Here is a 23365-nt window from a genome sequence, read left to right on the forward strand (position 1 = left end):
TGAATTTTACCAGGCACCAGACTACTATCAACCTCCCTCAACTGACCCCGGGAAGGCGATGAAACAGCAGCGGGATGTTCCAGAGCACGCCGATGCGGCACAGCGTGCCAGCTGTGCCGGCGCACGCAGAAAGCGGCGCGAAAGGATGCTGGATGCCAGTGATATTCGCCTGCTGATGCTGCACTTTCTGGCCAGCGGCGCGGCGCACGGTTATGAGCTGATCAAATCGGTGGAAGAGTTGTCGAAAGGCGAATATTCCCCCAGCCCCGGCATTATTTATCCCAACCTGACGCTGCTGGAAGAGATGGACGCCATTCGCGTGGTGGATGCCCAGGCCACGCGCAAAGCCTACGCGCTCAACGATGCGGGCCGCGCGCTGCTGGCGGAAAATGGCGAAAACGTGGCGGTGATTATCGGGCGGCTCACTTCGCTGGCGATCCTGGTCAACAACCGCAGCATTCCGCAGGTAGAGCAGGCGATCCATACGCTTCGCTATACGCTCAATCACCGGCTGTCGCAGGAGCAGATTTCACCGGCCACGGTGGAAATTGTCGTGGCGGCGCTGCAGGACGCGGCAGAGAAGATCGCCAACAGCTAAGCGCGTTACGGTTTCTTCTTGTCCACGTGCCCCAGTTCGCGATCCGGCCAGCAGACATCGCGCACCCGCTGCTTCAGTGCTGCCGCATCGGGAAAGCCGCCTTCCTGTTTGCGTTCCCAAATTACCTGACCATCAATGCTGATCTCGAACACGCCGCCGCTGCCGGGCTGGAGCGTGACCGCGCTGAGATCGCCGGCAAAGGTATGCAGCAGCTCCTGCGCCATCCACGCCGAACGCAGCAGCCAGTTACATTGAGTACAGTAGTGAATGGTTACTGCCGGTTTATCTGCCATCTTATCCCTCCTGTTAGTGCCTGATTAAACACAGGTTAACAAATTGTGCGCACAAAGATACATCCTGATGCAAATGATATTGATAATGATTACCAATTGCATTAAATTGTTTTCGCCATCATTTGACTCTCTATAAATCCCACAGGCATCCCTGCGGCGCTGCGGCCAGTGACGCAGGGCAGCTGTGCACTGAAGCGCGCACGACACTGTGCCACAGGTGCCGGGATCGATAACATTAACTGGCCAGCGTGACGCGCTGTTTCACGGTTTTTAGCATAAAGCCGTGGTTTTCTGGCAGCAAATAAGTGAGCGAATACTAACAATTAACCAGGTATTTCGCGCATGTCTTTCAACCTTCAGGGAAATTTCCGGCAGCGTCTGTTTAACGTCGCTGTCCTTGCTTCAGCCATTCACGCAGCCTGCAGCTATGCCGCCAGCGACAGCAGTACGCTGGCGCGTTCCGCAGAGAACAACAGCAGCAATGAACCGGTAATGACCGTTACCGCACCTAAGCAGCAGGCCGGCAGCAAAACCACGCTCACCGCCAGCGATCTGCAAAAACGCGGCGCCAATGACTTCGGTTCGATCATGCGTTATGAGCCGCTGGTCAGCGCCACTGGCGCGGCGGGCGGTTCGTCAGCCGGTAAAAGCGGCTTTGACCGTGCAGGCTATACCGGCTACAACATTCGCGGGCTGGAAAGTAACCGTGTCGGTCTGGATATTGATGGCATTCCGGTGCCGGACGCCACCGGTCGTCCGTACGTCAGTCGCGCCGGTAACAATACCTTCGGTATCGGTCGCGACTATATCGACCCGTATATGTTTGGCAGCGTCGAAATTGAGAAGGGCGCTACATCGGTGGAACAACCTAACACCGCCATCGGCGGTAACGTATCGTTTCATAACAAGTCGCCGGACGACTACCTCAGCAGCGATAAAACCCACTATTTCGGTTATCAGAGCGACTACAGTTCGGCAGATCGCAGCTGGCACAACGGCATCACCGCGGCGGCAGGGGATGATGAACTGCGCGGCCTGTTTGTTTACAGCCGCCGCGACGGCCAGCAGACGCGCAACAACAGCGGCGTAAAAGACGCCTACCCGGCCAACTGGCACTCGGATGCCTTTATGACGTCGGGCATCTGGCAGCCAAACGATCAGCACAAGCTGAGCGCCACCTTCGACTACTACCACAAAACCAATCACACCCACTACGATACCTGGGACAGCAGCAGCGGCAACACTATTTGGGGCACTGCGCAACAGCAGAGCGATTCGCGCCGCTGGGGCATTAACCTTGCCGACGAGTGGACGCCGTACAACGAGATGATCGATACGCTGACCACGCGGATTTACTGGCAGCAAACCGAGGCGCACGACACCACCTGGTTACCGACCAGCGCCAGTCAGTACGGCTTCGTCTACTCTGACTACAACGTCGATACCTTAGGGTTTGACACGCGCGCCAGCAAAACCCTCGGCCGCCACGAGCTGAGCGGCGGCGTCAACGCGCGTGTGGAGAACAGCGAGCGTCCGTTCCGCCAGGAGCCGAACCCGGGCACCTTCGGCACCATCACCCAGCCACAGTCGGACAGCCGTTCCTGGACCGTGGCCGGTTATCTGCAGGATAAAATCAATTTCGATCTCGATAGCCACAATTTCGCGGTGATTCCCGGCGTGCGCGTTATTCATCAAAGCACCAAACCGAAGAACCTCGGCGATCTGACCAACGGCAGCACGGTGCTGACCGAAGAGCAGGTGGAAAAACTGTACGGCAAGACCAATTCAGACACCGAAGTGCTGCCGTCACTGACCTTCCAGTACGATATCAACCCGGCGCTCACCACCTGGCTGCAATATAAGCGCGGCGTGGAGTTCCCGACCACCAGCCAGCTGTACGGCTCGTGGAACCTTGGTTCAAGCTACGCCGGCAGCGCGCAGTATGCGCTGATTGGTAATGCCGATCTGAAAACCGAGACCAGCAACAATTTTGAGTGGGGTCTGAAAGGACAGCCGACCGACGGCATCACCCTCAATACCTCGGTGTTCTACAACACCTACAAAAACTTTATTGCCTATACCCGCTATCGTCGCGCCACCAACCCGGCGATGTTCGTCAATGTTCCGGCCAACATCTACACCAGCTATCAGGCTGAGAACCGCGACAAAGCCTACATTTATGGGGCGGAGATCAGCACCCGCGTCAACTACGGCAGCTGGTTCCCGACCGTGGATGGCCTGAGCAGCACGTTCGCGCTCGGCTACAGCGAGGGGAAAGCGAAATCCCGCTATCTGGGCGACAAATACATCGATCTCGACAGTGTCGCGCCGCTAAAAGCGATTGTCGGCGTCGCGTGGGACGACAAAGCGCGCGGTTACGGCGCGGCGCTCACCGCCACCTTCGTCAAAGGCAAACAGGCCAGCGCCACCAACCGTGAGAGCTACAGCAACAGCGGGGCGGCCATCAGCGACGCCAGCAGCGAATACATGCGCGTGCCGGGCTACGGCCTGATCGATGCCACCGCGTACTGGCAGCTGACGAAAAACGTCAGGCTGAGCGGCGGTGTCTACAACATTACCGATCGTAAATACTGGGATTACCTCAGCAGCCGCACGCTGACCAGCGCCAGCGCGCAGGAGCGCAACGACATCAATCTGGCCGTGATGCCGGGACGCACCTGGCAACTGGGCGTGAACGTCGACTTCTAATCACTTTTCGCCATGCGGTGGCGCAGGGCATTTTCACGGGAGCAAGCGCAATGCATCAACGCTATCAACACTATCTGGCGCTGAAAGGCCAGCAGCCAAAAATGTACGCGCGTGATTTAGCCGCGCTGATGGGCATAGGGGAAGCACAGCTATGCGAAGCGCGCGTGGGCCACGACGCGCAGCCGCTGCGCGCCGATTTTCCGGCGCTGCTGACGGCGCTGGCGGCAGTGGGTGAGACCAAAAGTATTACGCGCAATGCCTGGGCGGTGCACGAACAGCTGGGAACCTACAGCAATCTGCATCTCGGCGAACATGGCGGGCTGGTGCTTAATCCGCGTGCGCTCGACCAGCGTCTGTTTCCCGCGCAGTGGCACAGTGCTTTCTTCCTGCACGAGCAGACCGCGCACGGCGAACGCCAGAGCATACAGATTTTCGATCGTCACGCTGATGCGGTGCTGAAAATCTACACCACCGCGCAAACGGAGATGCCGGCGTGGCAGGCGTTAATTGAGCGCTTCCGGCTGGCGCACGCGCCTCAGCTGCAGCCGCAGCCGGTCAGTGCCACGCCGTTCAGCGACAGGGTGGATGCCGGCACTGTCGAAGCGGAGTGGCGTGCCATGACCGATGTGCATCAGTTCTTTGGCCTGCTGAAGCGTCACCATCTCTCGCGGCCGCAGGCATTTCACGCGGTGCCGGATGATTTAGCGCGTCAGGTGAGCAACACCGCGCTGGCAACGCTGCTGCCCCAGGTACAGCAGGATGGCAATGAAATCATGATCTTCGTCGGCAATCGCGGCTGTACCCAGATCTTTACCGGCACTATCGGGAAAGTGGTGCCGCTGGATAACTGGATTAACGTTTTTAACCCCACGTTCACGCTGCATCTGATGGCGGATCGCATTCACGAGAGCTGGGTGACGCGCAAGCCGGGCGGCGATGGCTTCGTCACCAGTCTGGAGCTGTTTGCTGCCGATGGCACGCAGATTGCCCAGCTGTACGGCCAGCGCAGCGAGGGCACGCCGGAACAGGCACGCTGGCGCGAGCAGGTGATGGCGCTGACGCCGACAGGAGCCGCCGCATGAAAGCGCTGATCCTGACACTGCTTGCTCTGCTGACGCTGCCGGCGTGGGCGACGCAGCGCATCATTACTATCGGGGGCGATGTAACGCAGATCGTCTACGCGCTGGATGCGCAGGCGCAGCTGGTGGCGCGCGACAGCACCAGCCAGCATCCGGCGGCGGCCACCAGGCTGCCGGATGTCGGCTATATGCGCCAGCTCAACGCGGAAGGCATTCTGGCACTGAAACCGACGCTGGTACTGGCCAGCGCGCTGGCTAAACCGTCGCTGGTGTTGCAGCAGGTGGCGGACGCCGGGGTAACGGTGGTGGAGGTCAGTGGGGATAACCGCCTCGATGCCATCACGGACAAAATCGCCACCATTGGCAAAGCGCTGCAGCGTGAACAGGCGGCCCGCGCGTTGATCGACAAGGTCAACAAACAGCGTGCGCAGCTACCGCAGCAGCCGCTGCCGGTGAAAGTGCTGTTTATCATGGCGCACGGCGGTTTACGCACCCAGGCGGCTGGTGCGCAGACCGGCGCTGACGGCGCAATTCGCGCTGCCGGCCTGGTCAATGCCATGGGCGCGGTGCCGCACTATCAGCAGCTGTCACAGGAGGGCGTCGTGGCGGCAGCACCGGATTTGGTGGTGGTCGGCGAAGAGGGGCTGCGCACGCTGGGTGGCGAACAGGCGGTGTGGGCGCTGCCGGGCCTGCAGCTGACGCCGGCCGGCCAGCATCACGCGCTGCTGGTAATTGATGAGATGGCGCTGCTGAGTTTCGGCCTTGATACGCCGGGCGCGATTTTGCGCCTGCGCCATGCGGCGGAAGCCGCGCAGCATGATTAACCGCCTGATGATGCGCTGGCTGATGTTAATGAGTATCAGCATGCTGGCGTGCATGCTGCTGGCGGCCAACCTCGGCGCGATGCCGCTGTCGCTGCGCACGCTGTGGCAGGCGCCGCTCAGCGATCTGGCCTGGCAAATCTGGCTCACAATTCGCCTGCCGCGCGTATTGCTGGCGGTGCTGACTGGCATGGCGCTGGCGGTGTCCGGCGCGGTGATGCAGGGGCTGTTTCGTAATCCGCTGGCCGATCCCGGACTGCTGGGTATCAGCAGCGGTGCCGGGCTGGCGGTGGCGCTCTCAGTGGTGTTGCCGGTCAGCCTGCCGCCGCTGCTGACGCTGTGGCTGCCCTCGCTGGCAGCGTTTGCCGGCAGCCTGGTAGTGACGCTGCTGATCTTCAGCTTTAGCCGGCTGGCGCAGGGCCAGCTGCCACGCCTGTTGCTGGTGGGCATTGCGATTAATGCGCTGTGCGGCGCGGCAGTTGGCGTGCTGTCGTGGCTGAGCAACGACCAGCAGCTGCGTCAGCTGTCGCTGTGGGGCATGGGCAGCCTGACGGGTGCCCAGTGGCCGAGCCTGCTGGTGTGTGCGCTGCTGATTGTTCCGGCGCTGCTGCTGGTACAGACGCGCGCGCGTCGCCTCAATCTGCTGCAGCTGGGCGAAGAGGACGCGCACTATATGGGCGTCGATGTTAAACGCACGCAGCGCCAGCTGCTGGTGCTGAGTGCGCTGCTGGTGGGCACGGCGGTGGCGGTCAGCGGCATTATCGGTTTTGTCGGGCTGGTGGTGCCGCACGTGATGCGTTTTTGTCTCGGCAGTGACCACCGCTGGCTGCTGCCGGGCGCGGCGCTGGCGGGAGCGATTCTGCTGTTGCTGGCGGATACGCTGGCGCGCACCGTGGTGATTCCGGCCGAAATGCCGGTCGGGCTGCTAACCAGTCTGCTGGGCGGGCCGTGGTTCCTGTGGCAGATTCTGCGCCAGCAAAGGGGGCTGAATGAGTGAGCAGTTGCAGGCGCGCGGACTGCGGTTTTGCCGGGGAACGCGTACCTTAATCGATGATATTTCCCTGACGCTACCGCCGGGCGAAATGGTTGCCCTGATCGGCCCTAACGGTGCCGGTAAGTCGACGCTGCTGCGGCTGCTGACCGGCTTTCTGCACGCGGACGCCGGCGAATGCTGGCTGGGCGATCGTCCACTAACGGCCTGGCCGCGCGAACCGCTGGCGCAGCGCCGGGCAGTGATGCGCCAGCAAAACAGCGTCACCTTTCCGCTGCCGGCTGCCGACGTGGTGGCGATGGGGCGCGCACCCTGGCCGACCGGTAACTGCCAGGCGGTGGTGCAGGAGGTGATGCAGTTAACCGGCAGCGCGCCGCTGGCGCAGCGCGACTATCGCTCGCTGTCGGGCGGGGAGCAGCAGCGCGTGCAGCTGGCCCGGGTGCTGGCGCAACTGTGGCATGACGACGGCCCGCGCGGCTGGCTGTTGCTGGATGAACCCACCTCCGCGCTCGATCTCTACTGGCAGCAGTCCACTCTGCGCCTGCTGCACCGGCTGACGCGCAATGGCCGTTTTAGCGTCTGCGCGGTGCTGCACGATTTGAATCTGGCCTCACTGTGGTCGGATCGGGTGTTGTTGTTACACCACGGCCAGCTGGTGGCGCAGGGCGCGCCGCACGCGGTAATGACCGAACCGATCCTGACGCGCTGGTATCGGGCCGACCTGCAGGTGGTTACGCCGCCAGCGCAGGATCGGCCGCAGATACAGTTGCGGCCATAACTGCACCTGCACCGGGTCAGGGCGCCTGGCGGCAATCGACAATCAGCCGCCCACGCACCTGGCCTGCCAGCAGCTGTTCTGCGCCTGCGCGCGCCTCGCTCAGTGGAATCACTTTGGTCATTTGCTCCAGCAGCGCGCCGTCAACCAGCTCCGCCAGACGCTGCCACGCCTGCTGACGCAGCGGTTTGGCGCACATCACGCTGTCCACGCCGGCCAGCGTAACACCGCGCAGAATAAACGGCGCAACGCTGGTGGGCAGATCGAGGCCCTGCGCCATGCCGCAGGCGGCGACCACGCCGTCGCGCTGGATCCCGGCTAACACATTGGCCAGCGTGTGGCTGCCGACGCTATCGATCGCGGCGGCCCAGCGCTCTTTCGCCAGCGGTTTGCCGGGCGCGCTCAGTTCGTTACGGTCGATAATCGCGGAGGCGCCGAGCGTATCGAGCAGGTAGGCGCTGTCGCTGGCGCGGCCGCTGGATGCCACGACCTCATAGCCGAGACGCGCCAGCAGGCTCACGCTGAAGCTGCCCACGCCGCCGCTGGCACCGGTAACCAGTACCGGACCGTGCTGCGGTGTGATGCCCTGTTTTTCCAGCGCCAGCACGCACAGCATCGCGGTAAAGCCGGCGGTGCCAATCGCCATGGTTTGCAGCGGGCTGAGCGCCGCCGGGACGCTAACCAGCCAGTCGCCGGAGACGCTGGCTTTCTGCGCCAGCCCACCCCAGTGTTTTTCACCCACGCCCCAGCCGGTGAGCAGCGCAACATCGTCCTGCTGCCACTCCGGATGACGGCTGTGGATCACCCGGCCAACAAAATCGATGCCCGGCACCATGGGAAACTGGCGCACAATCGGCCCTTTATTGCAGATGGCCAGCGCGTCTTTGTAGTTGAGGGTGGAGTAGCTTACTTCGAGGGTAACATCCTGATCGGGCAATTGTTGCTCTGACAGATCCTGCAGGGATGTGCGGTATCCCTGTTCATCATTTTCAATGACCAGTGCCTTGAACATGCAGCCTCCGGCTGGTTGGAAGAAGTGCGCTCCATAGTACGCTTCTGTCTTAGGGAGTGCCAGGCGGATGGGCGCGGCAGGCTGTCGCTATCGCACCGGTGTTACATTCTGCATAACTTTGCGTAATCTTCGACTATTCAGGCAGTTAAAAATAGACGCCTTAACTATTATTCATGTAAATCAATGAAGTAGCACATTGGTGTTCTGCATCAAAATTCCGCCCTGATTGGTTGTTCCCGGTAAAAAAAGATGCCATCATGTCGCCCGAATTTCTTCCCCATCTTCATCGCTGAGGACGCCGCCATGTCCGGTACAATGCACATCTGCACTTGTCGCCGTGCGCTTCATGACAAGCGCGCCTCTGTCATCTGTTGTTCGCATTTCCCGCTCACCATGCGGTGAGGCTACGCCCCGTTCGCTGTTGGATATGAGTAAAGACAGACGCGATCTGGCTTTACTGATGTCTATCGGTTGCGGCCGCCGGACGTTATTCGCCGGGGAAATTTCCTCATTGCTGTGCCACTGGCACCCACTCATCCTTCATTACGGGGATTTGTGTTATGAACCCATTGAAAATTGCTGCCAGCGTAGCGGTAGCGCCAAGCCTGAGTCTCAACACCGCGCGCGACGTGGTGACGCTGGATAATACCGATTTCACCGACGTGGCCGCGTTAGTGGTCTCGCTGGCCGATACACGCAGCGGCGTGCTGACGCTGCTGCGCCAGACCGGCTTCAATCTGCCGGTGTTTGTCGCGAACGCCTTTGATGACGCGGTGCTGACGCTCCCGGGTGTGACCGGAGAGATCAACGGCGCAGCGGAAGAGTGGCAGGCGCTGGAGCAGGCGGCGCAGGCGTACGAGGCGGAACTGCTGCCGCCGTTTTTCGACACACTGACGCGCTATGTCGATATGCAGAACAGCACCTTTGCCTGTCCGGGCCATCAGGGCGGGGCGTTTTTCCGCCGCCATCCGGCCGGACGCCAGTTTTATGAGTTCTACGGCGAGAACGTCTTTCGCTCCGATATGTGTAACGCGGACGTCAAGCTGGGCGATTTACTGATCCACGAAGGCTCGGCCAAGGATGCGCAGAAATATGCTGCGCGCGTGTTCAACGCCGATAAAACCTACTTCGTGCTGAACGGTACCTCCAGCGCCAACAAAGTGGTGACCAATGCGCTGCTGACGCGCGGCGATCTGGTGCTGTTTGACCGCAATAACCATAAATCTAACCACCACGGTGCGCTGATCCAGGCGGGCGCCACGCCGGTTTATCTGGAAGCGGCGCGTAATCCGTTTGGTTTTATTGGCGGCATCGATGCGCACTGTTTCGACGAGACGTATCTGCGCGAGCAGGTGCGCCAGGTCGCGCCACAGCGCGCGGATCAGCCGCGTCCGTTCCGGCTGGCGATCATTCAGCTTGGTACCTACGATGGCACGGTATACAACGCGCGCCAGGTAGTGGATCGCATCGGGCATCTGTGTGATTACATTCTGTTTGATTCGGCATGGCTGGGTTATGAGCAGTTTATTCCGCTGATGGCCGGCTGCTCGCCGCTGACGCTGGAGCTCAATGAGAACGATCCGGGGATTTTTGTCACCCAGTCGGTGCATAAGCAGCTGGCGGGCTTCTCGCAGACTTCGCAGATTCACAAGAAAGATAACCATATTCGCGGCCAGAAACGTTTCTGCCCACACAAGCGGCTGAACAACGCGTTTATGCTGCACGCCTCAACCAGCCCGTTCTATCCGCTGTTCGCTGCGCTGGATATCAACGCCAGAATGCATCAGGGCGAAGCGGGGCGCAGCATGTGGCACGACTGCGTCACGCTGGGCATTGAGGCACGCAAAGCGATCCTTGAGCGCTGCAGCCTGATTCAGCCCTTCCTGCCGGAGCAGGTGCACGGCAAGCCATGGCAGGCGGCAGAAACCGCCACCATCGCCGCCGATCCGGCGTATTTCAGCTTCGAACCGGGCGCGAAGTGGCACGGTTTTGCCGGTTACGATGCCGGACAGTATCTGGTGGACCCGTGCAAGCTGCTGCTCACCACGCCAGGCATTGATGCCACCAGCGGCGAATACACCCGCTTTGGCATTCCGGCCACCATTCTCGCCAACTATCTGCGCGAGAACGGTATCGTACCGGAGAAGTGCGATCTCAACTCAATCCTGTTCCTGCTGACCCCAGCGGAAACGCCGGAAAAAATGGCGCATCTGGTGGCGATGCTGGAGCAGTTTGAACAGCACGTGCGTGAGGATGCGCTGCTGGCCGAAGTGCTGCCGAGCGTGTATCGCAGGCACGTTGAGCGCTATCAGGGCTACACGCTGCGTCGCCTGTGCCAGGAGATGCACGATTTGTACGTCAGCTACGACGTCAAAGATCTGCAGCGCGACATGTTCCGTCAGGCGTGTTTCCCGAAAGTCGAGGTCAATCCGCAGGATGCGCATCAGGCGTATATTCGCGGTGACGTTGAGCTGGTGCCGATCGCCAGCGCCGAAGGGCGCATTGCCGCCGAGGGGGCGCTGCCGTATCCGCCGGGTGTGCTGTGCGTGGTGCCAGGCGAAACCTGGGGCGGGGCAGTGCAGCGCTATTTCCTCGCGCTGGAAGCGGGTATCAATCTGCTGCCGGGCTTTTCACCGGAGTTGCAGGGGGTTTACACCGAGGAGGATGACAGCGGGCACAAGCGGTTAGTGGCGAATATGATGTTGTAGGAGGGGGCTGTTCCCTACCGCACGGCACCTTCTCCCGCAGGCGGGAGAAGGTGGCGATGAGCGCGAATCAATAACGGTGGTAGCTGCGCTGTGCCTGGCTCACTTTGTACAGATAGCGGCGCGACTCGGCCGACGGATGGTTGGTGGTCAGCGTCTGATACACCTGGCTCGGTGACATGCCGTTGATGGTGGCGAAGGCGCGGTCTTTATCGCTGGAGAACACGCGCAGCACGCTGCCCGCCCCGCCGTTATAAGCGGTGATCACTGCGTAACGGCGCGACAGCGGATCCTGAATCCCGCCGAGATAGCTCTTCTGCAGCAGCGACAGATATGCGGTACCGGCATCAATATTATTGGCCGGATCGAGCAGATAGCTGCGGCTCGGTTTACCCCATTTGCCCTTCATGCGGAACACATCGACCCCGGCAGTATGCTGCACCACCTGCATCAGACCCAGCGCATCGGCGTTGCTTACCGCATAAGGGTTGAAGCTCGATTCGGTCTGCATGATCGCCAGAATCAGCGAGGCATCAACGCCATACTGTTCGGCGGCTTTGCGCACCAGCGGCAGATATTTATGCGCACGTTTGTCGAGGTGGTTGGGCACCATCGGAATGGTCACCGACCAGATAACGTGCAGCCCGGAGGTGCGTCTCTGCAGTTTGTTCTGAATCAGGTAATCGGCAAAGTTACCGGCGCGTCCCTGCCAGCGGATCGGCTGACCGGTATTATCCAGCACCTGGCCGTAGAGCAGCGGCTCTTTACTGATCTGAATATCGTTGGCGTCGGAGTAGAGATCGACGTTGCCCGGATCGTCACCAATCAACAGCGTGGTGATGATGGCCTGACGCAGGCTGGCCATCGGATCGGTGCCGGAAATGGTCTCAATGGTGATGCTACCGCTGTCGAAGTTGATGTGACTGCGGGTGTAATAGTTATCGCTGTATTTGACGTAGTCCTTGGGTCCGGCGATCAGAACCTCATTGATTCCCCAGATATTCTCGATGTTGGCGGCAAATTGCCCCATCAGAATGTCAAAACCGTTGGTGTCCTTAACCCACTCTTCATGGTACTGCGATTTTTTTTGTCCGGAGCAGGAGACTAACAGGGGTGCGATGACCAGCAGTGCTATCAGTTTTTTATTCATTGTGAATGCGTGCCTGACTCGAAAAAGAGGGCCTCAAAGGGAGGCCCTGAACGTTTATTTTTCTGGCGGGGTGTAACCTTCAATGTGCACATCTTTGCCTTCGAACAGGAAATTCACCATCTCCTTCTCCAGCACTTTGCGATCTTCCGGGTTCATCATGTTGAGCTTCTTCTCGTTGATCAACATGGTCTGCTTGGACATCCACTGCTGCCAGGCTTCTTTGGAAATCTCATTGTAGATGCGCTTACCCAGTTCGCCAGGATAGAGCTGAAAGTCCTGGCCTTCAGCTTCGCGTTGCAGATAAGAACAAAAAATGGTGCGGCTCATTACTCTTCCTCTTCGGTCAAACTGGTTCGCAGTTGAAGCTGCCGGGGATGGCGCAGCTCATGCAGCAGGCGCTCTACCGGCGCGGCCAGCCCCACTGACGGTGGTTGCGCTAAGTTATACCAGAGACCGCCGGCTTCATCCATCAGCGACCCGGAGGAAGGCCACGCCAGCCACATAGGCACAATATCTAAGTGGAAATGGCTGAAGGTGTGACGAAACGCGGTAAGCTGCTGCGGTTTCGCGTAGATGCCGCGCGCCGCCAGCCAGTCAGTCAGCGCTTGCTCACTGGTGAACTGCGGGAAGCAGAACAGGCCGCCCCACAAACCCACCGGCGGACGCTGTTCCAGAAACACCTCGTCGCCGTGCTGCAGCATCAGGAACCAGCCGCTGCGCTCTGGTAGCGTGACTTTCGGTTTCTTACCGGGATAATCAGCCCAGTTGCCTTGTGCATAAGCCGCGCAGCCGCTATTCAGCGGGCAGATTTCGCATTTCGGGCGGGAGCGAGTACACACTAACGCGCCGAGATCCATCATCGCCTGATTGAACTGGCTGACGCCTTCCGCTGGCGTGACGTCTTCACTGATCTGCCACAGTCGCTTCTCCACCTCTTTTTTGCCCGGCCAGCCGCTCACCGCATAGCAGCGTGCCAGCACGCGTTTTACGTTGCCGTCGAGGATCGGGAAATGCAGGCCAAGCGACAGCGACAGGATCGCGCCCGCCGTGGAGCGGCCGACGCCCGGCAGCGCCGCGACCTCATCGAAATGGGGCGGGAATACGCCGCCGTGCAGCTCAACCACCTGTTTAGCCGCCTTGTGCAGGTTACGCGCCCGTGCGTAATAGCCGAGGCCGGTCCACAGATGCAGCACTTCATCAAGCGGCGCGGCGGCCAGGTCGGCAACCGTGGGGAAGCGCGCCATAAAGCGTTCGAAATAGGGAATAACGGTGGCAACCTGCGTCTGCTGCAGCATCACTTCGGAGAGCCACACCTTATAGGGCGTTTTCTCCAGCTGCCACGGCAGAGTTTTACGGCCAAAGCGTTGGTACCACTCCAGCACCTGTTGCGCGAACTGCGGCGCCTGCATCATAAGAAGGAAATTTTCCGTGTTTACTCTACAATCAGGCAGGAATTCCAGCACAGAGACATCAGGGTGTAAACCGGAAGATTGCAAAGGCTTGCTTCTGTTACTTAACTTTGCATAATGCCCGTTTCCCTGAACAGGCTAACCAGCAGGTTTCAACATGATTAATGACGTCATCACCCCGGAATTTGATGAGAACGGGCGGCCTTTGCGCCGTATCCGCAGTTTTGTGCGCCGCCAGGGGCGCTTAACGAAAGGACAGCAGCTCGCGCTCGACAATTACTGGCCGGAGATGGGCGTCGAGTATCAGCCGCAGCCGCTGGACATGGTTGCGCTGTTTGGCCGCGATGCGCCGCTGGTGCTGGAGATTGGTTTTGGCATGGGCGCCTCACTGGTGACCATGGCGCAGAACAATCCGCATCAGAACTTCCTCGGCATTGAAGTGCATGCGCCAGGCGTCGGTGCCTGTCTGGCCTCGGCCAAAGAGGCTGGCGTGCAGAATCTGCGCGTGATGTGTCACGATGCGGTGGAAGTGCTGGAGAACATGGTGCCGGACAATTCGCTGCGCATGGTGCAGCTGTTTTTCCCGGATCCATGGCATAAGGCGCGCCACAACAAGCGCCGCATTGTTCAGGTACCGTTTGCCGAGCTGGTGCTGCGTAAGCTGAAGCTGGGCGGCGTGTTCCACATGGCGACCGACTGGGAAGAGTACGCCACACATATGCTCGAAGTGATGAGCAGCATTGATGGCTACAGCAATCAGTCGGAGAGCCAGAATTACGTGCCGCGTCCGGAAACGCGTCCGTTAACCAAATTTGAGCAGCGCGGGCAGCGACTGGGCCATGGCGTATGGGATCTGATGTTTGAGAGGGTGAAATAATGGCTGTAAAACGTAGCCGCCGTTTACGTAAAAAGTTGCATGTTGATGAGTTTCAGGAGCTGGGCTTCTCTGTTGCCTGGCGTTTTGCCGAAGGCACCAGCGAGGAAGAGGTGGATGCCACGCTCGATCAGTTCATCAATGAGGTGATCGATCCGAATGGTCTGGCCTATGACGGCAGCGGCTATCTGGTGTGGGAAGGGCTGGTGTGTCTGCAGCAGACCGGCAAATGCACCGACGCGCACCGCGAGCTGGTGCGTAACTGGCTGGAAAAGAAAAATCTCGCCGATATTCAGGTCACTGAACTCTTCGACGTTTGGTGGGACTAAGTTTTATTACAGTATGCTGGTGCGCATAAATGCGCACCCTACAGGGGATTGCCCTTACGGGGGCGCCATTTATGGCGACCTGGACCGCATGCTGAAGCGTATAAATGCGTACCCTGCGGGGGATGGTCCTTTGTAGGGTCGCCATTTATGGCGACCTGGACCGCATGCTGAAGCGTATAAATGCGCACCCTGCGGGGGATGGTCCTTTGTAGGGTCGCCATTTATGGCGACCTGGTAACAACCGCAAACTGTCTTGCTCTTTCCCGCACAGAATACTCAGGAGATTTCATGGTTCGTAAGGCTCTTCTCGCCGCGCTGCTGCTGGCGGCGGCTCAGGCGCATGCTGACTATCAGTGCAGCGTCAATCCAAAGGATGATGTGATCATCAAACCCCAGAGCGTGCAGGTGGTGGGCAGCAACGGCAACCTTGAAATCACGCCGCAGGGCGATGTGCAGTTCAACGGCAAGTCGGTGAGCATCGATAACGCCACGCGCCAGCAGGCGATTGACTACCAGAACGCGCTGCGTCGCGATCTGCCGTGGGTCGACAGCGGCGCAACCACCCGTCTGGAACGGGGCCGCGTGGCGCTGGATAAAGTGATTGTCGAAAAACTCGGGGCGGACAGCAATGTGCGCAATCGCCTGACCACGCTGAACGGCCAGCTCAAGCAGCAGATGAACCGCATCATCGAGCATCGCCCGGATGGCCTGACCTTCCATCATCAGGCCATTGAGCAGGTGCGCGCCGACGGCGAGAAGCTGGTGCAGAGCACGCTGGGCGGGGTGTTGCAGGATAGTCTGAACGAGATGGGCACCAAACAGGCCGCCAGCGGCAGCAATCCGCTACAGGCGCTGATGGGCAACCTCGGCGGGCTACAGCAGTCGATTCAGACTGAATGGAACAATCAGGAGCAGGATTTCCAGAACTTCGGTCATGAAGTGTGTAACCGGGTGACCGCACTGGAAAGCCAGCGCAAGACGCTGATGCAGAACGTAAAGGGCTAAGCCAGCCGCGTTGCCGCTGAATGCACGGAACATCACGGCGTCATTGTTCTTCTGAACAGTGGCGCCTTTTTTATCCCCGCAACTTTTAAGCCATGATTTAACAGATTGTCTTAGATTCGGGACGAATCTGATAACGGCAAAATTTCCGCATTAATAACTATATCAACGGGCATTCAGCCTGTTGAAATTATTAATTTTTAAGGAAATTTTATGTTATTTTCTGACACCTCTGCTTCCAGTTCACACCCGGTTTTATCACCCCCTGTGGTTATCGTTGCCGAACGCGGCTGGTACAACGATCCGCAAAAACGCTGGCAGGGAACGGTACAAACGCCGGACGCCGTTGAAGTCATCGTGACGGTTAACGGTGGCAATCCGCTACGCGTGCCGGTGATAAATGGTCACTTCGAGTGGATGCCGCCGCAGCCGATGGCCGATGGTGAATACCAGCTAACCTTCACCGCCGTGGATGCCGCCGGCAATCACAGCGCACCCACGCGCGTGGATTACAATATTGATACCCATCCGCCCGCCAGACCGATCATTGAAGCGATTGAAGACCACGTTGCCGGCGGCGTGGAGGACGGTAACAGCATCAGGCGTAACGGCTATACCAACGATGATCAGCCGGTGGTACGCGGGCAGGTCGAAGCCAACGCGCTGGTTTATCTCTATAATGGCAACCAACTTCTCGCCTCTGTCCGTGCCGATGCGCAGGGCAACTGGCAGGCGCAGCTCGATCTGCCGCAGGACGGAACCTATAACCTGACGGCGCAGGCCGAGGACCGCGCCGACAACCGCAGTCAGCCGTCGCCGAAGTGGACCTTTCATCTCGATACGCTTACCCCGGAAACGCCGACGTTCAGCTATTACGACGACAATCGCGGGCTGTATCAGGGCCAGTTTGGCCGCGGCAAACCCACCGATGATGTCCGGCCGGAACTGCACGGCGAAGCCGAGCCCGGCAGCGTGGTGCGCATTCAGTATGCCGCACCGGGCGGAAAGTGGGTTGTCGGCGGTACGGCCACCGTCGACAGCAGCGGCCACTGGCACTGGACGCCGCCGCAGGATCTGCTGCCGGACGGCGACTGGCGTTTTCGCAGCCGCAGCAGCGATAAGGCCGGCAACGTCAGTCAATGGAGCGACAGCTGGACGCTGACCGTCGACACCCGTATCAACACGCCCACCATCCTGCAGGCTATCGATGACGTCGGCACCATCCAGCCGGTGCTGCCGGGCCAGACCACCGACGATAAGCGGCTCGATTTTTCCGGACAGGCCGAGCCTTACAGTCAGGTGACGCTATACCAGAACGGCGTGGCAGCCGGCAGCGCGACGGTGGGGGCCGATGGGCGCTGGCAGATTACCCCGGACCGCGACATGCAGCCGGGTAGCAACAACTTTACGGTAAAAGCGGTCGATCTGGCGGGGAATGTCAGCAACTATGCGCCCAACTGGGCGATTAACTATGATTCCGGCGTGAAGCACAGTTCTGGCGAAGAGAACTGGAACTGTCGCGCCAATACCAGCTGGCAAACCGGCCGGGTGTATCAGTACGGCGGGTTGAAAGTCACCGAACTGAAACATGGCACCAGCAACAACTGTTTCTATACCGGCATCATGAACCGGCCGGATGGCTATGAAAGCAAAGCGATTGAGATGCTGGATCATTCGATCGTGCAGTTTGATTTTGGTGCCACCAATTACGTGGAGTTCAATTATGGCTATCTCCACAATTGCGATACCTACGTGGATATCTTCTCCCCCAGCGGCGAGCTGCTGGGGCGCGAATACCTGCAGCCCGGCGGCGCCAGCCGGTCTGAGCAGGGGTTGAACACCTTTAGCTGGCAGGCTCCGGCGGGCCAGCAGATTGGCTATATTGACGTCCATTCGGGCGAAGATCCGGATACCTATAAAAAAGTGCTGTGCTGGAACGTGCTGGTGAAGCGCGATGTCGGCTGGATTATTGATACTGTGCGCTGGGGCAAAGACGAGAGCCTGGTACAGCACCATACGCTGCCGGAAACGCAGGAACAGGAGGGCGCGCAGCTGCATCTGAATGATGTGCAGCAGTGGCTGGCGGCGCACAGCGGACAACCGCTGCAGGGCTTCTCTGCGCTGGTGCTGGAAGGAGAACATCAGCAGCTTGATTATCAGCAGCTGACGCAGCATATCAGCGGCCTGCAGCATATCGATCTCACCGGCTCCGGAGACAATCTGCTGCAGCTGGATGCGCAGCAGCTGTTGCAGCAGGCGCACCAGCATGTGCTGCTGCCAGAGCGCACGCGCAGCTGGCTGATTGATGGTGATGCCGGCGACGTGGTGCAGCTCAGCGATAGCACGCAATTTTATCAGCAGTGGCAGCAGCAGGGGACGCAGCAGAGCGGTGGCAAAGTGTGGCAGGTGTTTGAGAGTCTCGACCACAGCGCGACGCTGTTAATCAATAATGAGGTGATGGTCGCCTGAGCGTAACAGATGCAGCCGTGCGGTTTAGTACGGCTGCCAGCGGAAAAGGCGCGTGCCTTCTCCGCTGAATTTACATGAACAGCTCCAGCAGCGAATTGAGGAACAGTTTGCCTTTTTCAGTGATCTGCCAGTGCTCTGGCTGTTCCTGCACATAACCGGCGGCGATGGCTGCGTCGATCTGCGGGCGAATCACTGCCTCGTCCAGCCCGGTGTAGCGCTGAAAATCGGCGCGCGGTGCGGCTTCCAGCAGGCGGAAACGGTTCATAAAGAACTCGAACGGCTTGTCCGCGTCCGGCACGTCATGCTGCTTATCCAGATAGTTGCCCTTCATAAAACCGCGCGGATGACGGGTTTTCACCGTGCGCACGATGCGCCCGTCCGGCTGCGTCAGCTTGCCGTGCGCGCCACAGCCGATGCCGAGGTAATCACCGAAGCGCCAGTAGTTCAGGTTATGCTCGCAGCGATAGCCCGGTTTGGCGTAGGCCGAGGTTTCATACTGCTGATAGCCTGCGGCGCTCAGCAGCTGATGACCCTGCTCAAAGATATCCCACAGCGCATCGTCATCCGGCAAAACCGGCGGGCGTGAACCAAACAGCGTGTTGGGCTCAATGGTCAGCTGATACCACGACAGATGCGGCGGGTTGAGGGCAATCGCCTGGCGCAAATCGTCCAGCGCCTCTTCCAGCGACTGATCCGGCAGACCGTGCATCAGGTCGAGGTTAAAGCTGCGCAGGCCGAGACCGGCCGCCAGCTGTGCCGCGCGGACCGCCTCGTCCGGACCGTGGATGCGGCCCAGGCGCGTCAGCTTTTGCGGACTGAAACTCTGCACGCCAATCGAAATCCGGTTAATGCCCGCCCGCTGATAGCCGCTGAAGCGATCGGCTTCCACCGTGCCCGGATTGGCTTCCATGGTGATTTCGGCGTCCGCCGCCAGCGGCAGGCGCGCGCGCGCGCCATCCATCAACTGCTGCATCGCTTCGCTGCTCAGCAGGCTGGGCGTGCCGCCGCCGATAAAGATGGTGCGCACTTCGCGCCCGGCGGTCAGCGGCAGATCCTGGTCAAGATCGTTGAGCAGATGCTGTACATACTCGCTGTGCGGCACTTCGCCTTTGAGCGCGTGCGAGTTGAAGTCGCAGTACGGACATTTCTGCACGCACCACGGGATGTGGATATAAAGGCTTAACGGTGGTAACTCAGGCATTGCGCATCGCTTCCAGCAGCAGCGTCAATGCTTTACCCCGGTGCGACACGGCACGCTTTTCATCCTTGCTCAGCTCGGCGGCGGTTTTACCCAGCGCCGGCACGTAGAAGATCGGATCATAACCGAAACCGCCTTCACCGGCGGCTGCGCGGATAATCTCCCCGGCCCAGCTGCCGTGGAACACCAGCGGCGTCGGGTCGGCGGCGTGACGCACGTACACCAGCACGCAGTGGAACTGAGCCTGGCGCTCGCCGTCCGGCACCTGCTCCAGCGCCTGCAGCAGTTTGTCGAGATTCTGCTGGTCGCTGGCATCAACGCCGGCATAGCGCGCCGAGTAAATGCCCGGTGCGCCGCCCAGCGCATCGACCGCCAGCCCGGAGTCATCGGCAATCGCCGGCAGGCCGGTGATCTGCGCCGCGTGACGCGCTTTCAGGATGGCGTTTTCGATAAAGGTCAGCCCGGTCTCTTCGGCAGACTCTACGCCCAGCTCGGTTTGCGCCACGATATCCAGGCCGAAGGCCGCTAACAGATCGGCCAGTTCACGTACTTTGCCCGGATTACCGGTGGCGAGCACAACTTTTTGCATAACAGTTCCAGATTAACGAATTACAGCAGGTACCAGAGACCCGGGAACAGGTCCATACCGAGGAAGTTCAGCGCATACAGCACCAGAATCACGATCATCGCTGAGAAATCGATGCCGCCCATCGCCGGCAGGATACGGCGAATCGGTGCCATCAGCGGTTCGGTCAGCTGGATCAGCACATAGTCCATCGCGCCGCGTCCCTGGCTGATCCAGCTCATCAGCGAGCGAATGATGATCACCCAGAACACCAGATAGCCGGCGGATTTGACCAGTGACAGCAGGCCCACCAGCAGGTTGGTCGGATCGACGGAGAACACTCCGACCTGAATCAGCAGCAGAATCGGATATTTCAGCGTGGTCAGCACGAATGCCAGCAGCAGCGACGCGGTGTCAATCGGTCCCAGCGCCGGCAAAATGCGGCGCAGCGGTTTAACAATCGGCTGGGTGATCTTCACGACAAACTGCGCCAGCGGATTGTAAAAGTCACAGCGTGACCACTGCATCCAGATGCGCAGCAGCAGCACCATCACGTACAGATCAATCAGCGTTTTGACTAAAAACGTCAGTGTTAACATGAGGTTCCTCAATTATTGTTGTGAAGGGCGTGCATAATCCCGCGCGCCAAATACCGCGGTGCCGATGCGCACCATCGTACTGCCTGCGGCAATCGCCGCATCCATATCGTCGCTCATTCCCAGAGAAAGCGTATCGACGCCTGGATAGTCCTGTTGCAAGGCACGAAACGCGCTGGCCATCTGCTGGCACACCGCCAGCTGGCGCGCGTAATCCTGCTCGGGCGCCGGAATTGCCATCAGTCCACGCAGGCGCAAACGCGGCAGGGCGGCAATCTGTTGCGCCAGCCCGGCGACGGCCTCCAGCATGATGCCAGATTTGCTGTGCTCGTCACTGATATTTACCTGAATTAACACGTTGAGCGGCGGCAGCGCGGCCGGACGCTGATCGTTCAGCCGCTGCGCGATACGCAGACGGTCAACGGTATGGCACCAGGCAAAGTTTTCCGCCACCAGACGGCTTTTATTGGATTGTAACGGCCCGATAAAGTGCCATTGCAGATCAGGATGTGCGGCCAGTTCGGCAACTTTTTCAACCCCTTCCTGCACGTAATTTTCACCGAAGGCGCGCTGTCCGGCGGCAATGGCTTCTGCGATAGCGCTCGCAGGTTTGGTTTTGCTCACCGCAAGCAGCGTAATTTCTTCTGGCGCGCGGCCGCAACGTGCGGCGGCAGCAGCGATCCGCTCGCGCACTTGCTGTAAGTTGTGCTCAATGGAAGTCATAGTCAGGAGAAGTTAAATGGATTTGGATGACGTTGTGGCGCTTAGTGTAAAGCATAATGCGGCCGATCTGCACCTTTGCAGCGGACATTTACCGCACTGGCGCCGGCAGGGCGTGCTGGAGCCAATACCGCAACAGCACAGCTTGCCTGAGCGCTGGCTGCAGGCCTTTAGCGAGCAGTGGCTTAGCGCCGCGCAGCGCAGCGAGTTAGCCAGCAGCGGTCACGTCGATTTCGCCATCACGCTCGGCAACGGCAGCCGGCTGCGCGCCAATCTGTTCCGCCAGCGTCACGGACTGGCGCTGGCGCTGCGGCTGATTGCCAGCCAGCCACCGGATATAGCGCGCCTGCAGCTGCCGGACGTGGTGCGCTCAATGCTGCAGCTGGAGGAGGGGCTTATCCTCATCACCGGCGCGACCGGCAGCGGCAAATCCACCACGCTGGCGGCACTGGTGGATAGCCTCAATCGTCAGCAGGCGCGCCACATTATCACGCTGGAAGATCCGATCGAGTTTGTCCATTACAGCCAGCGTTCGCTGATTCAGCAGCGCGAAATCGGCGCGCACTGCGCTTCGTTTCAGCTCGGATTAAAAGCGGCGCTGCGTGAAGATCCGGATGTGATCCTGCTGGGTGAGCTGCGCGACAGCGAAACCATCCGGCTGGCGCTGACCGCTGCTGAGACCGGCCATCTGGTGCTGGCCACGCTGCATACGCGCGGCGCGACGCAGGCGGTGGACCGGCTGGTGGATGTGTTTCCGGCCGAGGAGAAAAACCTCGTGCGCACGCAGCTGGCCGGCAGCCTGAAAGCGGTGCTGGCGCAGCGTTTAGTCGCCGCCAAAGCCGGCGGCCGCATTGGCCTGTTTGAAGTACTGGTGGCGACGCCGGCGGTCGCTAACCTGATCCGCGAAGGCAAAATGCATCAGCTGCCCGGTGTGTTGCAGACCGGCGCGCAGGCAGGGATGCAGACTTTCGCTCAGAGCGAGCAGGCCCGGCGTGAGGCGGGATTAATTTGAGCGGCGACGTGCCCTGAGAACCGTCGACACGGCGGCGCGAAACCGCGCGGCCGCATTCGGGCTGATTTAATGCGTCTCGAACCAGTCCTGCAGGATAATCACCGCGGACTGCGAATCAATATGGCCTTTCTGCAGCGCGCGATAGCCGCCGCGTTCGAACAGGTCGGCACGCGCTTCAACGGTGCTCAGGCGCTCATCCTGCAGCTCCACCCGCACGCCGAAGCGGCCGTGCAGCCGGTTCGCAAACTTGCGCGCGCGCGCCGTCAGCGGCTGTTCGCTACCGTCCATGTTGAGTGGCAGGCCAACCACCACGTAATCCGGCTGCCACTCTTTCAGCAGCTTACCAATGAGCTCCCAGTCCGGCGTGCCGTCCTGCGCTTTCAGCGCGGTGAGCGGGCGCGCAGTGCCGGTCAGCTGTTGCCCGATGGCAACGCCGATGCTTTTGGTACCGAAGTCAAAGCCGAGCAGCGTTTCACTGGCCATCAGGCGTGCCCTGCATCGCTGGTCATGTTGTGGATGTCCACACCCATGCTGCGCGCGGCTTCACGCCAGCGTTCGGCAATCGGCGTCTGGAACAGGATTTGCGTATTGGCCGGCGTGGTCAGCCAGGCATTCTCCAGCAGCTCATTTTCCAGCTGATCCTTCTCCCACGCGCAATAACCCAGCGCCACCAGCACGTTCTCTGGCTGTTCACGCGTGCCAATCGCTTCCAGCACATCACGCGAAGTAGTGATCACCGTATTGTCAGAAATGCGGATACTGGAGGAGAACACGCGCTGGGCCGAGTGCAGAATAAAGCCACGATCTTCCGCCAGCGGGCCACCGGCAAACACCGGTTTGTCCAGTTTGATGGCAGGATCGCGTTCTGATGGGCTGATCTTAAGTTTTTTCAGGATGCCTTCGACCGTCAGGTTGTCCATCGGCTTGTTAACGATCAAACCCATGGCACCCTCTTCGTTATGCTCGCAGATATACACCACCGAGCGTTTGAAGAAAGGGTCCTGCAGCGACGGCATCGCAATCAAGAAATGGTGCTGTAAATTCATTCTCACTCGTTT

General features: G+C 59.8%; 23 protein-coding genes. 12 read left to right on the forward strand and 11 right to left on the reverse strand.

The window, feature by feature from the left end:
* Positions 1-58 precede the first annotated feature (58 nt).
* The gene (locus tag C1N60_RS03750; protein ID WP_021314062.1) at positions 59-598 is read left to right on the forward strand and encodes a PadR family transcriptional regulator; all 540 of its coding nucleotides are present in this window, start codon (positions 59-61) and stop codon (positions 596-598) included.
* 5 nt (positions 599-603) lie between these two features.
* On the opposite strand, the gene C1N60_RS03755 is transcribed toward C1N60_RS03750, so the two are convergent.
* On the reverse strand, positions 604-891 hold the full coding sequence (locus tag C1N60_RS03755) for a SelT/SelW/SelH family protein (RefSeq protein ID WP_021506610.1): 288 nt from the start codon (positions 889-891) through the stop codon (positions 604-606).
* Between the two features lie 342 nt (positions 892-1233).
* Here C1N60_RS03755 and C1N60_RS03760 point away from each other — a divergent pair, with 342 nt between their 5' ends.
* Genes C1N60_RS03760 through C1N60_RS03780 form a run of 5 tightly spaced genes read left to right on the forward strand, consistent with a single transcriptional unit; the run spans position 1234 to position 7269 of the window.
* Positions 1234-3600 (forward strand): TonB-dependent receptor domain-containing protein, encoded by a 2367-nt coding sequence (locus tag C1N60_RS03760; protein WP_394521411.1) that lies wholly within the window; start codon positions 1234-1236, stop codon positions 3598-3600.
* 50 nt (positions 3601-3650) lie between these two features.
* Positions 3651-4682, forward strand: a complete 1032-nt coding sequence (locus tag C1N60_RS03765) for a hemin-degrading factor (RefSeq protein WP_394521412.1) — start codon at positions 3651-3653, stop codon at positions 4680-4682.
* Positions 4679-5503, forward strand: a complete 825-nt coding sequence (locus tag C1N60_RS03770) for a heme/hemin ABC transporter substrate-binding protein (RefSeq protein WP_282996058.1) — start codon at positions 4679-4681, stop codon at positions 5501-5503. Before C1N60_RS03765 ends, C1N60_RS03770 begins: the two co-directional genes overlap by 4 nt.
* The gene (locus C1N60_RS03775; RefSeq protein ID WP_282996059.1) at positions 5496-6497 is read left to right on the forward strand and encodes a FecCD family ABC transporter permease; all 1002 of its coding nucleotides are present in this window, start codon (positions 5496-5498) and stop codon (positions 6495-6497) included. Before C1N60_RS03770 ends, C1N60_RS03775 begins: the two co-directional genes overlap by 8 nt.
* Positions 6490-7269 carry a heme ABC transporter ATP-binding protein gene (locus C1N60_RS03780; RefSeq protein ID WP_282996060.1) on the forward strand — a complete coding sequence of 260 codons (780 nt, stop codon included), beginning with the start codon at positions 6490-6492 and terminating at the stop codon, positions 7267-7269. Before C1N60_RS03775 ends, C1N60_RS03780 begins: the two co-directional genes overlap by 8 nt.
* Positions 7270-7285: 16 nt before the next feature.
* Here C1N60_RS03780 and C1N60_RS03785 read toward each other — a convergent pair whose 3' ends face one another.
* On the reverse strand, positions 7286-8278 hold the full coding sequence (locus C1N60_RS03785; RefSeq protein ID WP_104093694.1) for an acrylyl-CoA reductase (NADPH): 993 nt from the start codon (positions 8276-8278) through the stop codon (positions 7286-7288).
* A gap of 560 nt (positions 8279-8838) precedes the next feature.
* Between C1N60_RS03785 and C1N60_RS03790 the strand changes: the two genes are divergently transcribed.
* Positions 8839-10986, forward strand: a complete 2148-nt coding sequence (locus tag C1N60_RS03790; protein WP_394521413.1) for an ornithine decarboxylase — start codon at positions 8839-8841, stop codon at positions 10984-10986.
* Positions 10987-11053: 67 nt separating this feature from the next.
* Here C1N60_RS03790 and mltC read toward each other — a convergent pair whose 3' ends face one another.
* From mltC to mutY, 3 genes are read right to left on the reverse strand one after another with little or no spacing between them, the layout of a single operon-like run.
* The gene (gene mltC / locus C1N60_RS03795) at positions 11054-12133 is read right to left on the reverse strand and encodes a membrane-bound lytic murein transglycosylase MltC (protein WP_059011803.1); all 1080 of its coding nucleotides are present in this window, start codon (positions 12131-12133) and stop codon (positions 11054-11056) included.
* A gap of 54 nt (positions 12134-12187) precedes the next feature.
* The gene (locus C1N60_RS03800; protein WP_059011805.1) at positions 12188-12460 is read right to left on the reverse strand and encodes an oxidative damage protection protein; all 273 of its coding nucleotides are present in this window, start codon (positions 12458-12460) and stop codon (positions 12188-12190) included.
* A complete protein-coding gene (gene mutY / locus C1N60_RS03805) occupies positions 12460-13545 on the reverse strand; it encodes an A/G-specific adenine glycosylase (RefSeq protein ID WP_394521414.1) in 1086 nt (361 codons plus the stop codon). Before mutY ends, C1N60_RS03800 begins: the two co-directional genes overlap by 1 nt.
* Before the next feature lie 154 nt (positions 13546-13699).
* On the opposite strand from mutY, the gene trmB reads away from it, so the two are divergent.
* The 4 genes from trmB (at position 13700) to C1N60_RS03825 (ending at position 18216) form a co-directional block, all read left to right on the forward strand.
* Positions 13700-14419 (forward strand): tRNA (guanosine(46)-N7)-methyltransferase TrmB, encoded by a 720-nt coding sequence (trmB, locus tag C1N60_RS03810; RefSeq protein ID WP_394521415.1) that lies wholly within the window; start codon positions 13700-13702, stop codon positions 14417-14419.
* Complete coding sequence (locus C1N60_RS03815; protein ID WP_021313105.1) at positions 14419-14745, forward strand: YggL family protein; 327 nt, start codon at positions 14419-14421, stop codon at positions 14743-14745. The genes trmB and C1N60_RS03815 overlap by 1 nt, the downstream gene beginning before the upstream one ends.
* Positions 14746-15033: 288 nt before the next feature.
* Entirely contained in the window at positions 15034-15750 is a 717-nt protein-coding gene (locus tag C1N60_RS03820) for a YggN family protein (RefSeq protein WP_127834535.1), read from the forward strand.
* 210 nt (positions 15751-15960) lie between these two features.
* Positions 15961-18216 carry an Ig-like domain-containing protein gene (locus C1N60_RS03825; protein ID WP_394521416.1) on the forward strand — a complete coding sequence of 752 codons (2256 nt, stop codon included), beginning with the start codon at positions 15961-15963 and terminating at the stop codon, positions 18214-18216.
* A gap of 70 nt (positions 18217-18286) precedes the next feature.
* Here C1N60_RS03825 and hemW read toward each other — a convergent pair whose 3' ends face one another.
* From hemW to C1N60_RS03845, 4 genes are read right to left on the reverse strand one after another with little or no spacing between them, the layout of a single operon-like run.
* Positions 18287-19417, reverse strand: coding sequence for a radical SAM family heme chaperone HemW (gene hemW / locus C1N60_RS03830; RefSeq protein WP_394521417.1), 1131 nt, complete (start codon positions 19415-19417; stop codon positions 18287-18289).
* Complete coding sequence (locus C1N60_RS03835) at positions 19410-20003, reverse strand: XTP/dITP diphosphatase (protein ID WP_058776229.1); 594 nt, start codon at positions 20001-20003, stop codon at positions 19410-19412. Before C1N60_RS03835 ends, hemW begins: the two co-directional genes overlap by 8 nt.
* Positions 20004-20023: 20 nt before the next feature.
* Entirely contained in the window at positions 20024-20578 is a 555-nt protein-coding gene (locus tag C1N60_RS03840) for a YggT family protein (RefSeq protein ID WP_021506626.1), read from the reverse strand.
* A gap of 12 nt (positions 20579-20590) precedes the next feature.
* Positions 20591-21298 carry a YggS family pyridoxal phosphate-dependent enzyme gene (locus C1N60_RS03845; protein WP_021506627.1) on the reverse strand — a complete coding sequence of 236 codons (708 nt, stop codon included), beginning with the start codon at positions 21296-21298 and terminating at the stop codon, positions 20591-20593.
* Between the two features lie 16 nt (positions 21299-21314).
* Between C1N60_RS03845 and C1N60_RS03850 the strand changes: the two genes are divergently transcribed.
* The gene (locus C1N60_RS03850) at positions 21315-22307 is read left to right on the forward strand and encodes a type IV pilus twitching motility protein PilT (RefSeq protein ID WP_278707369.1); all 993 of its coding nucleotides are present in this window, start codon (positions 21315-21317) and stop codon (positions 22305-22307) included.
* A 66-nt stretch (positions 22308-22373) separates the two neighbouring features.
* On the opposite strand, the gene ruvX is transcribed toward C1N60_RS03850, so the two are convergent.
* Positions 22374-22790: a Holliday junction resolvase RuvX gene (gene ruvX / locus C1N60_RS03855; protein WP_058757113.1), complete on the reverse strand. Its 417-nt coding sequence runs from the start codon at positions 22788-22790 to the stop codon at positions 22374-22376.
* The gene (locus tag C1N60_RS03860; RefSeq protein WP_021506630.1) at positions 22790-23353 is read right to left on the reverse strand and encodes a YqgE/AlgH family protein; all 564 of its coding nucleotides are present in this window, start codon (positions 23351-23353) and stop codon (positions 22790-22792) included. The genes ruvX and C1N60_RS03860 overlap by 1 nt, the downstream gene beginning before the upstream one ends.
* Positions 23354-23365: the final 12 nt, after the last annotated feature.

It is taken from the genome of Pantoea sp. SGAir0184, from assembly GCF_043544755.1.

Coding starts and splice junctions, on each gene's coding strand:
- C1N60_RS03780 (WP_282996060.1), top strand. CDS start 6,490: ATGAGTGAGCAGTTGCAGGCGCGCGGACTGCGGTTTTGCCGGGGAACG.
- hemW (WP_394521417.1), bottom strand. CDS start 19,417: ATGCCTGAGTTACCACCGTTAAGCCTTTATATCCACATCCCGTGGTGC.
- C1N60_RS03775 (WP_282996059.1), top strand. CDS start 5,496: ATGATTAACCGCCTGATGATGCGCTGGCTGATGTTAATGAGTATCAGC.
- C1N60_RS03820 (WP_127834535.1), top strand. CDS start 15,034: ATGGTTCGTAAGGCTCTTCTCGCCGCGCTGCTGCTGGCGGCGGCTCAG.
- C1N60_RS03860 (WP_021506630.1), bottom strand. CDS start 23,353: ATGAATTTACAGCACCATTTCTTGATTGCGATGCCGTCGCTGCAGGAC.
- C1N60_RS03755 (WP_021506610.1), bottom strand. CDS start 891: ATGGCAGATAAACCGGCAGTAACCATTCACTACTGTACTCAATGTAAC.
- C1N60_RS03815 (WP_021313105.1), top strand. CDS start 14,419: ATGGCTGTAAAACGTAGCCGCCGTTTACGTAAAAAGTTGCATGTTGAT.
- C1N60_RS03825 (WP_394521416.1), top strand. CDS start 15,961: ATGTTATTTTCTGACACCTCTGCTTCCAGTTCACACCCGGTTTTATCA.
- C1N60_RS03785 (WP_104093694.1), bottom strand. CDS start 8,278: ATGTTCAAGGCACTGGTCATTGAAAATGATGAACAGGGATACCGCACA.
- ruvX (WP_058757113.1), bottom strand. CDS start 22,790: ATGGCCAGTGAAACGCTGCTCGGCTTTGACTTCGGTACCAAAAGCATC.
- C1N60_RS03770 (WP_282996058.1), top strand. CDS start 4,679: ATGAAAGCGCTGATCCTGACACTGCTTGCTCTGCTGACGCTGCCGGCG.
- C1N60_RS03750 (WP_021314062.1), top strand. CDS start 59: ATGAAACAGCAGCGGGATGTTCCAGAGCACGCCGATGCGGCACAGCGT.
- C1N60_RS03840 (WP_021506626.1), bottom strand. CDS start 20,578: ATGTTAACACTGACGTTTTTAGTCAAAACGCTGATTGATCTGTACGTG.
- C1N60_RS03765 (WP_394521412.1), top strand. CDS start 3,651: ATGCATCAACGCTATCAACACTATCTGGCGCTGAAAGGCCAGCAGCCA.
- C1N60_RS03790 (WP_394521413.1), top strand. CDS start 8,839: ATGAACCCATTGAAAATTGCTGCCAGCGTAGCGGTAGCGCCAAGCCTG.
- mltC (WP_059011803.1), bottom strand. CDS start 12,133: ATGAATAAAAAACTGATAGCACTGCTGGTCATCGCACCCCTGTTAGTC.
- C1N60_RS03845 (WP_021506627.1), bottom strand. CDS start 21,298: ATGACTTCCATTGAGCACAACTTACAGCAAGTGCGCGAGCGGATCGCT.
- C1N60_RS03760 (WP_394521411.1), top strand. CDS start 1,234: ATGTCTTTCAACCTTCAGGGAAATTTCCGGCAGCGTCTGTTTAACGTC.
- mutY (WP_394521414.1), bottom strand. CDS start 13,545: ATGATGCAGGCGCCGCAGTTCGCGCAACAGGTGCTGGAGTGGTACCAA.
- C1N60_RS03800 (WP_059011805.1), bottom strand. CDS start 12,460: ATGAGCCGCACCATTTTTTGTTCTTATCTGCAACGCGAAGCTGAAGGC.
- trmB (WP_394521415.1), top strand. CDS start 13,700: ATGATTAATGACGTCATCACCCCGGAATTTGATGAGAACGGGCGGCCT.
- C1N60_RS03835 (WP_058776229.1), bottom strand. CDS start 20,003: ATGCAAAAAGTTGTGCTCGCCACCGGTAATCCGGGCAAAGTACGTGAA.
- C1N60_RS03850 (WP_278707369.1), top strand. CDS start 21,315: ATGGATTTGGATGACGTTGTGGCGCTTAGTGTAAAGCATAATGCGGCC.